Source organism: Pseudoalteromonas sp. ATL1 (genome assembly GCF_058933015.1).
On sequence record NZ_JBZYXL010000001.1, the window covers coordinates 727,505 to 738,912 of the forward strand.

The window sequence follows — 11,408 nt, forward strand, 5'->3', positions numbered from 1 at the left end:
TAAAAATAATAGGTAATAAATAATGACAACACGCTTGATCGTGGTAAGACATGGTAATACTTTTTTACCCACAGATACGCCGACACGTGTTGGTGCCCGCACGGATTTAGACTTGGTTGAGCAGAAAAAAGGCACGGCGATTGGGGAATATTTACGCTCGATTAAATTGGTGCCAAATGTGATTTACAGTGGGCCCTTAAAACGTCATGTGCAAACGGCACAGCTTATTTGCCAACCTTTGGGCATAGACACAGATTCAATTCAATTTGAGTCATTTTTAAACGAAATCGATTACGGGCCCGATGAAGATCAGGTCGAAGAAGCCGTGATGCTGCGTTTAGGTCAGGGAGACTTGGCAAAAGGTAAAGCCGTGATTGATGACTGGAATCAATACGCGAAGGTCCCAGATGGTTGGCTGGTTGATCCACAGGCATTAGAACAAGGTTGGCATGCTTTTGCCACTAACGTACTTGAAAAACATACAGAGCAAACGGTCTTACTGGTCAGTAGTAACGGTTTGATGCGCTTCAGCCACGTGTTGGATAAGCAATTTGCGTTTAATAATTTGAAAGTGCCCACGGGAGGCGTTTGTATTTTTGAAAACCACACGGGCAAGCCTGACGATTGGCAGTGTGTAGAGTGGGGTAAAATACCTAGCTAGTAACATTCAAGAGCACGGACACGCCGTGCTCTTGATGATAATGGGCTATTTTAAGTCGAATCTATCTGCGTTCATGACTTTGTTCCATGCCTGAATAAAGTCTTGTACAAACTTGAGCTGATTGTTTTGGCAGCCATATACTTCGGCGATGGCACGTAGTTGTGAGTTGGAGCCAAAGATCAGATCCACGCGCGTGGCAGTCCATTTTTTCTCGCCCGTTTGTCGATGACGACCAACAAAAGTATCCGCATTTTCGCTTTCGGCACACCACTGAATGTCCATATCGAGCAAATTAACAAAGTAATCATTGGTCAAGGTGCCAGGACGATGCGTGAATACACCGTGTGGAGTTTGTTCATAATTGGCGTTTAAAGCGCGCATGCCACCGATAAGCACAGTCATCTCTGGTGCGGTGAGGGTAAGTAACTGGGCTTTGTCTAGCAAGAGTTCTTCAGCACTGACGTTGTAGCGACCTTTGAGGTAATTTCTAAAACCATCTGCGATAGGCTCAAGTACTTCAAAAGACGCGATATCGGTCTGCTGCTCATTCGCATCTGCTCGGCCGGGAGTAAAAGGCACCTGCGTTTCAATACCAGCATCTTTTGCTGCTTTTTCTATGGCAGTTGCGCCGGCGAGTACGATTAAATCAGCGAGAGATATTGCTTTGTTGGTGGTTTGAGATGTATTGAAAGACTGTTGGATCTGAGTCAAAACAGACAATACTTTTTGTAATTGTTGTGGTTGATTCACTTGCCATTGATTTTGTGGCGCGAGACGAATTCTGGCGCCATTGGCACCGCCTCGGCAATCCGATCCTCTGAAAGTCGAAGCAGAAGACCACGCGGTGTAAACCAGCTCACAGATAGTTAAATCACTGGCAAGGATTTGCGCCGAGAGCATGTCAATATCACGCTGGTCGACTAATTCATGTTCGATGTCTGGAATGGGGTCTTGCCATATTAAATTCTCATCGGGTACCTCAGGACCCAGATAGCGAGATTTGGGTCCTAAATCGCGATGTGTGAGTTTAAACCAAGCGCGGGCAAAGGCATCCGCAAACTCATCAGGGTTATCGTGGTAACGTTGGGCAATCACCCGATATTGGGGGTCTTCACGCATTGCCATATCGGCAGTGGTCATCATAATACCAACTTGCTGGTTGGCAGCATGTGCATCCGGCGCATGATGGTGAGAGGCGAGGTTCACTGGCACCCATTGGTTGGCGCCCGCTGGGCTTTTTGATAGGGTCCAATCATAGCCCAACAGCACTTCAAAATAGCTGTTGTCCCACTGGGTTGGCGTGGGTGTCCAAGCACCTTCAATGCCACTGGTGATGGTACTTGCTCCCTTACCTTCACCGTAGCTGTTGCGCCATCCAAAACCCATTTCCTCGATGGGCGCAGCTTCAGGTTCAGCACCCACATGGGAATCGGCCGCTGCACCATGACATTTACCAAATGTATGCCCTCCCGCGGTGAGGGCGACTGTTTCGGCGTCATCCATCGCCATCCGCTTAAACGTTTCGCGAATATCTTTACCTGACGCAACAGGATCTGGATGGCCATCGGGTCCTTCAGGGTTAACATAGATCAAACCCATTTGTACGGCTGCAAGTGGTTGCTCAAGTTCTCGGCCATTACTGTAACGGCTGTTGTTCAGCCATTCTTTCTCAACGCCCCAGTAAATGTCTTCTTCTGGTTCCCAAATGTCCTCACGGCCACCTGCAAAGCCAAAGGTTTTGAATCCCATAGATTCTAAAGCAACATTGCCAGCCAAAATGAACAAGTCGGCCCATGATATGTTGTTGCCGTATTTTTGTTTTATTGGCCAAAGCAAGCGTCGGGCTTTATCTAGATTGGCGTTGTCTGGCCAGCTATTTAGAGGAGCAAAGCGTTGGTTTCCTGTTGCCGCACCACCTCGGCCATCGGCAGTTCGATACGTTCCCGCAGCATGCCATGCCATACGGATCATCAGTGGACCATAGTGACCAAAGTCTGCTGGCCACCAATCTTTGGAGTCGGTCATTAAATCGTTGAGATCGTGTTTAACGGCTGCCAAATCTAACTGATTAAATGCCTTTTTATAATTGAATCCTTCACCCAAGGGGTTGGACTTTTTATCATTTAAATGAAGAATTTTGACGTTTAATTGATTGGGCCACCAGTCGGTGTTTTTAGTTCGCTTATCACCAACACGTGTATTGCTGCCGTGCATAACGGGGCATTTGGCTGCATCATTTTGCTTGCTCTTATCCATGCTTAATTACCTTAACTGACAGTAAAGCGAGTACGGCCACAGTTGTTGCTGAGATATGCGTACGCGCAATGAAAAGTGTTGTTTGTATTTTAGACTATCAGGATAAAGTTGCGATGAATCGAGAGGTTAGCAACCCATATGAGTAGGTTGGTTAATCTCTGCGCTCCACACGCCATGGTGGGTTGAGGCGATTTTCACCCGCCCAATAAAGTATGATTTGATTTCCGCTCGGATCGACCAGCTTTGCTTCGCGCCACAAATAACGCTTATCTTCTGGTAATTCTTTAAATATAAAGCCTGTTTGTTGTAGCTGTTGCACCCACTCATCGAGTTGTTCGTGCTCGAAGTAGATGGTTGCGCCATTGGTAAATGTTTCTTCTCTTAATGAGAGAGAAAAAGTGGCACCATTTGGGCACTCAAAACGTGCATAGTGTGGAGTATCAACAATTTGCAAAAATCCAAGTTGTCGATAAAACGCGCTGGCGTCATCCATGTTGTGCACTGGTAATGTGATTTGATTTAAGTTCATATGAGCATTGCTGATTATGGGTAACTGCCCAATAGATTAAATGCTCCCCATATCAATAGGCAAACTTAATGTGTAACAGAATATCAGTCTGTCTTGATCTGATTGGGAGGGAACGAAGGTTTGGAAAAAATATAAATGAGTACCAAGACTTCACAACAAGCAACGCAAAGCAAAACCCAAATGGGCGGCTGATTAAAAGCGAGGATAATAAAACCAAGTAGCATACCTAAGGCCGCACAGTATTTCCCCTTGAGTGGGATCACTTGATGCGCTTGCCACTGCTGTAATGAGGGACCAAATTTTTGATGCTGCAAAAGCCAATTTGCGAGTTTTGGATTGGAACGAGTAAAACAAGCGAGCGCCAAAATAAAAAACACCGTCGTGGGCATAACTGGCAACACAATACCCACAAAGCCTAGGCCAACAAAACCGATGCCTGCAACGTGCAACCAAAAACAGCGATTAAAAAGCTTGTGTGCCATAAATGTCTCTTTGTTAGCGTGATATTTAAAGCTTATCACAGCTTTAAAGCTTTGCGACTTTTTACATCAGGCCAGCTTACATTGCTGGCCTGATGTAATCATTTAAAAATAATAGCCAATATTGATATTGAAACGTTGCTCGGTATCATCGCTGTCGCCAGCGATAGAGCCACCAACAAAAGGCTGGTTTTTAGCATTTACAAAATCAAAGTAAGTGAAAAAACCACCCGCTGCGACGGACACACCGGTGACATTCATCCAGGTATCTTCGCTGTTATCAGATTTGTCGTAGATAACGCCAAAGTCATTGTAAAACTGCAGCCCCGTCACTGCGCCCCACTTTATGGGTAGGCTGTAGGCAACATTGATATTAGAGCTGGTCGCTTGTGCGGCAATGCTGTCGTAGAAGGCGTAAGCGCCCACAGCCATGCGCTCAACGTTATCGATGTCATAGTGATATTCGCCGTGCTGCAACTGAAAATTCCAAGCGCCAATAGTTGAGTTTACGTGAACAGCCCAAGATTGGTAATCACCTTCGCGCTCAATACCATTATGTAGCCCGCCTGCTTGTCCTGAAAAGCCAACTTCCGTCGTGCCACCTCTATGTTTAAAATGGTAGGCATAACGTCCGGCGAGGGTATTGTACTCACCAAGCGGTTGCGTTGGGTTATCATATACCCCATCGCCTGATTTGCGATAACCCACTATGTCGTAGGAATAGCGATCGCTGCGGTCATCAACATAGCCGTCTACACCACCGAGTTCATCATTTTTGAAAAAGCCAATGTCGAGCTGCCAGTTGTCTTTTAGCTTGCGCTTAAACAGTACCCCTAAGTCGTGATCGTCTTCTAAGCCAATGTAGTAGGTGGTATTAAAAAAGTAGTTATGAGAATTATACGGCCAGTTACCAAACGGTACTTTGGTGATCCCAGCCTGAACTTGCCAATCTGTTGCGAAGTCATAGCCAACATAGGCATACTTGATGGCACTCATGTAGTCGAAAAATCGGATCTCGGCATTGAGGGAAACATCACCGATTTCACCGGATAAGTTAAACCGAAAAATATCAAAGTCGAAGTCGCCGCCGCGATTTTTATTGCCATCGTTATACGAGGTGTGGCTATAGTTGGTGCGCACTGCACCGCCTACTTTTATGCCTGAAGTTGATTTACTGGTTTGTTTTTCAGACTTTTTTTCGAGCTGTTGGATCTGCTTTTGCAGATCCGCCAATTGCTTTTTTAATTTTGCGATATCGGCATCATTATTTGCTTGCGCAAAGGTTGGTATGAAGCTCATTGCGAGCGCGAGAGATGTTAATTTATGCATGGTTACCCACTTTTAGTTACTGTGATAGTTACTCGTATGTATTAGGGTAGACCATTTTAAAGCATTATCTCAAATTGGGAACCGGAGACATATTTTTTTATCAATTCAAATGATTACGTTCCGAATGCTTGACCATACTAACAGTCACTAACTATATTTTGAAGATTGATAGTCGACGGTAGTATGGGTATGAGAATTTCGCAGAAGCTGCGTTTGGCCTTTGTTTCGGCCATTGCACTCCCTCTAATTATTATCGCGGGTCTGATGATTTCACAAACGCGCCAAGCATCTTTAGAAAATTTCACCGAAATGGCCAACCGAGAAGCATTGCAAATAGATAATGGTATCTCCATGTTTTTTGGGGAAATTGCAAAAAACGTCAACTATCTAGCAAGCCACCCGGATGTTATTGCTGCTCGCTCAGGTGTTGAAACCTACTTTGACAAAAGTGGCGCCATCAATCTCAGCTCTTTGAAAAACTCGGCAGTTGAAAAAAAAGCTTATCAAGTCTTTGAATTGTTTGGCGATACGCACCCAGGCATTGCTTATATCTATATGGGCAATACAGAAGGTGGTTATATTCAATGGCCGCAAGGTGAAGTGAATGGCGGTTATGATCCAAGGGCGAGACCTTGGTATCAAACAGCAGAGCGTGGTGATGGTGAAGCTGTGCGTACCAATGCTTACTATTGGCCACCTGATGATATGGTGATTGTGTCAACCGCCAAAGCAATTATGCAAAATGGGCGAATGATTGGTGCGCAGGGTATGGATGTATCGCTCAATGACTTAACAACCATCGTTAAGAAAATTCGTTTAGGCGAAACAGGTTATCTCGTACTGGTTGAAAATACGGGCACTGTGCTGGCCGATGCAAAATACCCAGATCATACTTTTAAGCCTTTTGACGAGGTCGCTGGTGGCGTTTTTAAAAATTTGGCTGGTTTTGATTCTGGCTTACATGAAGTGTCTCTGGCTGGGCAGGACTATTTTGCCAATATTTATACCTCGCAATCGCTAGGCTGGAAGTTTGTGGGACTTGTTCAGAAAAAAGAGGTGATGGCATCGGCTAATGCCATGACAATCACAATTGTGGTATTAAGCGCGATCCTAATCGCGGTATTTGTTGCTTTGGGGACTTATATCTCTCGTTTGATATCAGGGCCTATCATTGAGGTCAGTGATGGGCTTACTGCGATTGCTCAAGGGGGCGGTGATTTAACCCAGCGGTTAGACATCAAAACCAAGGATGAAACCGGTAAACTCGCCAATAGCTTTAACTTATTTTTAAATCTGATTGCGCAATTGGTTACTCAGATCAATCAATGTGCTCAGCAAGTCACGCAAACGGCACAGGCGACTTCTTCGCAGGCGGCCGAATTAACCAAATCAACCGCACAGCAGCAACAAGCGATGGAAATGGCGGCGACGGCAATCAATGAAATGGCGGCAACTGCCAATGAAGTGGCCGCCAGTTGTGCCAATGCAGCAGAGCTGGCTTCGCAGACTCAGCAATCTTCAGAAGCAGGGCAAAGTGTGATTGGCGAAACGGTTGAGAGTGTTGCGCAGCTGGCTTCAGTGATCAATAACGCGACATCAGACATCACTAAACTGGACAGTGAAAGCGAAAATATTATGTCTATTTTAAGCGTCATTAGAGGGATTGCGGAGCAAACTAATTTACTCGCGCTGAATGCAGCCATTGAGGCTGCCCGTGCTGGAGAGCATGGCCGTGGTTTTGCTGTGGTTGCTGATGAAGTCAGGGCGTTGTCGCAGCGCACTTCGGAATCAACCGAAGAGATTGCTTCACAGTTGGATAAGCTTAGAAAAATGACTGAGCAAGTGTCTCAAGAGATGAGCAAGAGTTTGGCGCGTACAGAGCAAACGGTTGAATTAACTCACTCGGCGCAAACTCAGTTCGCCGACATTACTCAGTCAGTACAAACGATCAGTGATGTGAACATGCAAATTGCCACCGCAGCAGAACAGCAACAGCATGTTGCAGAAGACATTAATCGCAGTGTGACGGACATTAAAAATGCTGCGGATAGCGTATCGGAGGTGGCAAATAGTACGGCGCAAAGCGGTGAAAAAATGAACCAATTGTCAACTAAACTCAGCGGGTTAGTTGGGCAGTTTAAAGTCTGATGATTGTATATGATATGCGACCAATGTGAGGATACTTCATTATTGGTCGTTTGTTGTTTACTCTCGCCCACCTTATTCGGTAATGTAATGCATAATCACATTTCAATAATAAGGTGAAATATGGAGTTATCGGCATCAGTCTCAATTTTACGAACTGACAGCGGTCTTGAATATATCAATGTTGATGGTCCAAAGTGCTCGGGCAAAGTCTTTTTACAAGGTGCGCAACTCACAGAGTTTACCCCTAAAGGGAAAGGGAGTTTGATTTGGGTATCGGCAGAGGAAGATTATCAAGAGGGTAAAGCCATACGAGGTGGTATTCCAATTTGTTGGCCTTGGTTTGGTGTACATGAAAACCCAGAATGGCCGATCCATGGTGTGGCGCGCAAATTACTCTGGCGTGCTGAGGAAGTGATTGAAAAAGAGGATTACATCTGCGTTAAGTTATCACTTCCTATGCGTTCGGTAGACGACAATTATTGGCCGCATCACTCTAAGTTGGAAGTGGAGTTTCGCTTTGCTGAAGAGTTGCAAGTGCGCTTAACAAACACCAATTTAGGTACTCAGGCATTTAGCCTTACACAAGCATTGCACACTTACTTTCCGACCTCTGCCATTGAACACACAACGGTGGACGGTTTACAAGGTGCGCAATTCATCGAGTTTGGCGAAGGACCGTTTGAGCAACATGATGTTGTGAGTTTTAGCCGTGAAACGGATATGGTGTATACCCAAGCAAAGGCAACGCAGACAATCAATACGCCGGAGGGGATCATTGCAGTGTCGAGAGAAAACTCAAGCTCTTGCATCCTGTGGAATCCATGGATTGAAAAAGCCAAGCGTTTAAGTAATTTTGGCGAAGATGAATACCATACCATGTTGTGTTTAGAAGCGGCCAATGTGATGGATGACAAAGTCACGGTTGAGCCTGGTCAGAGCCATACTTTGACAACCACGCTTCGTTGGTTGTAAATGTCCCGTTTCGTATCCTGAACTAAACCTCAGGATACGAGCAAATCTATCACACACTTCCACAGCTGTTCTACGCGCTTTTATGTAACAAATGCAAACACTTTCACACACATAGCATCCATATCTTTGGCATACTAGTGTTATACATGAACAATAAATGATAAATCATGGATTTCGCTAAAATCATCAAAGGGTGTTTGATCATCGGCAGTATGTGGGTCATGTCGCTCAGTGCCAGTCCAACGTGGTACACAATCCACACCGCGCACTTTAATATCCATTATTCACAAGGGCATGAGCAATGGGCTCGTTCTGCCGCGACAGAGCTGGAAATAGTGCGAGAAAAAGTATGGCAACAGCAGCGGCGCGCTTTAGATAAAATCGCAGATGTGGTGGTCTTTGATCCCTACCATGCAGCTAATGGCTTTGCTTTACCGAGTACAGGTAATCCACTAATGGCGCTTTTCACGACGCCACCGCAATCGGATACGGTGATCGCCAATATGGACAGTTGGCAACAGCTACTGATCTTGCATGAATACATTCATTTGGTCCATTTATCTCAGCCTAGCCGACATAGCATGAAGCAATTATTAAGAGATGTGTGGGACGTGTACGACATTGCACAGGCCGTGATGCCTCGTTGGGTTGCTGAAGGTTATGCTACTTTGATGGAGTCGAAAATGACCGGCCGAGGTCGCCTATACGATAACCACAGTGAAGCAATATTAAAAGAGCTTGCGCAACAAGGGGCATTGTTATCGTACAGCCAGCTCAACTCGGGTAATGACGAATATATGTCACAGTCAATGGCCTACCTTCTGGGGGGACGATTTTTGGCGTGGCTTGAGGCTAAGTATTCTGCCGACACATTAGATGCAGTTTGGACGCGTATGCATGCGGTGCAAACTCGGGATTTTGAGCAAGCCTTTATTGGCGCATTTGGTGAGCACCCGAGTACACTTTATCGACGTTTTATTGCTGAATTGACGTATCAAGCAATGGCAAAGGAGGTAGAGGAACCCGATTTGCCAGCAACGTTGTGGCAAGACTACGCATTTCTCGCAAGCAGCCCGGCTATGTCATCCAATGGCAGCATGTTAGCAGTCGTTGAGCGTGATAAAAAAGAGCGTGTTTGGCTGAGAGTTTATGACACCGAAGACGACCTTGAAGCACAACAGCATTTTATTGAAAAACAACAGGCTATATTGGCTAAGGACCCGAAGGATATTGCTGACATACCGCCAAAAGTGTTTGCCAAAAAGAGGCGTTTTGAACTCGAGCCCACTAACTTTTCGGGTATACGTTATCCACAATGGGTGGATGATGAAACGTTATATTTTGTCGCGTCGGTGACCAATAGTCATGACAACCATGTACGCAGGGGGGAGTTGTTTAGTTGGTCATTGAATACCGGCAATATCGAACAGCTAACAGACAATGCTGGTATACGGCGTTTTACGGTAAAAAGTGATAGGCGCACGGTCTATGCTGAACAAGTCGAGTTTGGTTTTTCGCAGTTGGTAAAATTGGATCTAGTAACGGGTCAAATACACAGCTTGGCGAATAAAAAGCTTGGGCTGATGTATGATTTTCCAGTCTTAAGTGATGATGATAAACGGCTCGCTTACCTGAAAAAAGAGTTAAACCAGCATTGGCAGTTGTTTATCAAAGATTTTGACAGTGATGAGTTAATACATGTGCCCATGCCAAAAGACTATCAATACCTTAGCCAGCCCCATTGGTCGAGTCAGGGGAATGAGCTGTACTTTGTGGCTGGCGTGCAAGGTAATGTTGATTTATACCGCTATGAGCTGGCAACAAACGCCGTTTATCGATTGAGTGATGGCCAGGCTATGGTCAGTTACCCTTTATCATTGCCATCCGGTGAATTGTTGTTCTTATCCAGTCGCGCAGAGGGAGTGGATATGTATCAACTGCCCGCTACATGGCGCGGCACATTGGTGAATGACGTTGAAGAGACGGCGCAATCCAAGCGCTTATCCTCGGCATCGGTGCAGCTGCCAGACGCGCAAATTTATCACCACGACAGTTCCGTGATGGCATATGATCCTTGGCAGCAGAGTGCCTCTTTGGCAATGGGTTTAAGTCACTATTCCGCGAGTACGTCGTTATTGGATTTTGCGGTGAAGGGGTCTGACTTTTTAGAGCAGCTTAGCTGGCATGCGGGTGTTGCCTACGATATTGAAAATGAAGCTTTAAAGGGGGGATTTGCAAATCTGCGTTATCAAAATGAGCAACTGACATGGGATACTCAGCTATTTGATTATGAGCTAGCAGCACACAAGCAACCTTCATTTTCGGCCAATGTTCAGCAGCAAGAAACGGGTATTTTTAGCCAAGTAAGCCACACTAAGCAGTGGCAGCAACTGAAACTGATAGCAAACGTGGGTGGTCTGTATGCGCACCAAACTTACAATAACCGACGAACAGATCACCGTTGGTGGCGTTTTGGATTAACGCAGTCTTGGCAATATGATAGGCAGTCTTTTGCGGTTGGACAAAAAATATCGGCAAGGTGGTTCTCAGGAGAAGCGCTGGGGCGCAACTGGCAAGGCCATGACTTCTCCACACAGCTTTTTGCGAAAGCATTTCATATGCCGTTATATGTTAACTATCAACAGAGTAAACGGGATGCCGATTTATTGAGTTTAGGTGGCTTTAGCTCATCACTTTTAACCAATGAGCGAGAGAGCCATATTATGTATGCCCCTGAGCTGCCCTTCTTTTCAGCACAAGGGCGAGCGTATGAAGGATATGGTGCAGGATTGAGTTGGAAAGAAAATGCGCCATGGGTTTATTATATGCAACATCAAATGGACGCGAGGGTATTCGCACAAACCTATGGCATTAAATGGTCTCAGCGTTTTAATGGCCACAGTTGGCTGGCTAAGTTTTCTCCTGCTGGGATAAGCGATCTCCGCATAGATATCGGCTTTGGTCGTGTTGAAGGTGAGAATATAGACAATGACAATCGAATGTGGCTTGGGCTTTGGTATGACCTATAAAAGCT

8 protein-coding genes are annotated in these 11,408 nt (G+C 45.5%); 4 read left to right on the forward strand and 4 right to left on the reverse strand.

All coding sequences use genetic code 11. From position 1 onward, the window contains the following. Positions 1-22: 22 nt before the first annotated feature. The gene (locus tag AC5FX4_RS03095) at positions 23-661 is read left to right on the forward strand and encodes a histidine phosphatase family protein (protein ID WP_493605055.1); all 639 of its coding nucleotides are present in this window, start codon (positions 23-25) and stop codon (positions 659-661) included. Between the two features lie 45 nt (positions 662-706). Here AC5FX4_RS03095 and katG read toward each other — a convergent pair whose 3' ends face one another. The 4 genes from katG to AC5FX4_RS03115 form a co-directional block, all read right to left on the reverse strand. Next, positions 707-2,917: a catalase/peroxidase HPI gene (gene katG / locus AC5FX4_RS03100; protein WP_493605056.1), complete on the reverse strand. Its 2,211-nt coding sequence runs from the start codon at positions 2,915-2,917 to the stop codon at positions 707-709. A 151-nt stretch (positions 2,918-3,068) separates the two neighbouring features. Next, positions 3,069-3,446 carry a VOC family protein gene (locus AC5FX4_RS03105; protein WP_493605057.1) on the reverse strand — a complete coding sequence of 126 codons (378 nt, stop codon included), beginning with the start codon at positions 3,444-3,446 and terminating at the stop codon, positions 3,069-3,071. Positions 3,447-3,529: 83 nt separating this feature from the next. Beyond that, a complete protein-coding gene (locus AC5FX4_RS03110; protein WP_493605058.1) occupies positions 3,530-3,928 on the reverse strand; it encodes a YbaN family protein in 399 nt (132 codons plus the stop codon). Positions 3,929-4,030: 102 nt separating this feature from the next. Beyond that, positions 4,031-5,254 (reverse strand): porin, encoded by a 1,224-nt coding sequence (locus tag AC5FX4_RS03115; protein ID WP_493605059.1) that lies wholly within the window; start codon positions 5,252-5,254, stop codon positions 4,031-4,033. A 189-nt stretch (positions 5,255-5,443) separates the two neighbouring features. On the opposite strand from AC5FX4_RS03115, the gene AC5FX4_RS03120 reads away from it, so the two are divergent. The 3 genes from AC5FX4_RS03120 to AC5FX4_RS03130 all read left to right on the forward strand — a co-directional run bounded on the left by AC5FX4_RS03120 (position 5,444) and on the right by AC5FX4_RS03130 (position 11,403). Continuing rightward, entirely contained in the window at positions 5,444-7,402 is a 1,959-nt protein-coding gene (locus tag AC5FX4_RS03120) for a methyl-accepting chemotaxis protein (RefSeq protein WP_493605060.1), read from the forward strand. A gap of 120 nt (positions 7,403-7,522) precedes the next feature. After that, positions 7,523-8,374: a D-hexose-6-phosphate mutarotase gene (locus AC5FX4_RS03125; protein ID WP_493605061.1), complete on the forward strand. Its 852-nt coding sequence runs from the start codon at positions 7,523-7,525 to the stop codon at positions 8,372-8,374. 167 nt (positions 8,375-8,541) lie between these two features. Next, a complete protein-coding gene (locus AC5FX4_RS03130) occupies positions 8,542-11,403 on the forward strand; it encodes a TolB family protein (protein WP_493605062.1) in 2,862 nt (953 codons plus the stop codon). The last annotated feature ends 5 nt before the right edge of the window (positions 11,404-11,408 follow it).

Bases quoted from the DNA above. Each gene is read 5' to 3' on its own strand.
- AC5FX4_RS03095 (WP_493605055.1), top strand. From the start codon at position 23: ATGACAACACGCTTGATCGTGGTAAGACATGGTAATACTTTTTTACCC.
- katG (WP_493605056.1), bottom strand. From the start codon at position 2,917: ATGGATAAGAGCAAGCAAAATGATGCAGCCAAATGCCCCGTTATGCAC.
- AC5FX4_RS03105 (WP_493605057.1), bottom strand. From the start codon at position 3,446: ATGAACTTAAATCAAATCACATTACCAGTGCACAACATGGATGACGCC.
- AC5FX4_RS03110 (WP_493605058.1), bottom strand. From the start codon at position 3,928: ATGGCACACAAGCTTTTTAATCGCTGTTTTTGGTTGCACGTTGCAGGC.
- AC5FX4_RS03115 (WP_493605059.1), bottom strand. From the start codon at position 5,254: ATGCATAAATTAACATCTCTCGCGCTCGCAATGAGCTTCATACCAACC.
- AC5FX4_RS03120 (WP_493605060.1), top strand. From the start codon at position 5,444: ATGAGAATTTCGCAGAAGCTGCGTTTGGCCTTTGTTTCGGCCATTGCA.
- AC5FX4_RS03125 (WP_493605061.1), top strand. From the start codon at position 7,523: ATGGAGTTATCGGCATCAGTCTCAATTTTACGAACTGACAGCGGTCTT.
- AC5FX4_RS03130 (WP_493605062.1), top strand. From the start codon at position 8,542: ATGGATTTCGCTAAAATCATCAAAGGGTGTTTGATCATCGGCAGTATG.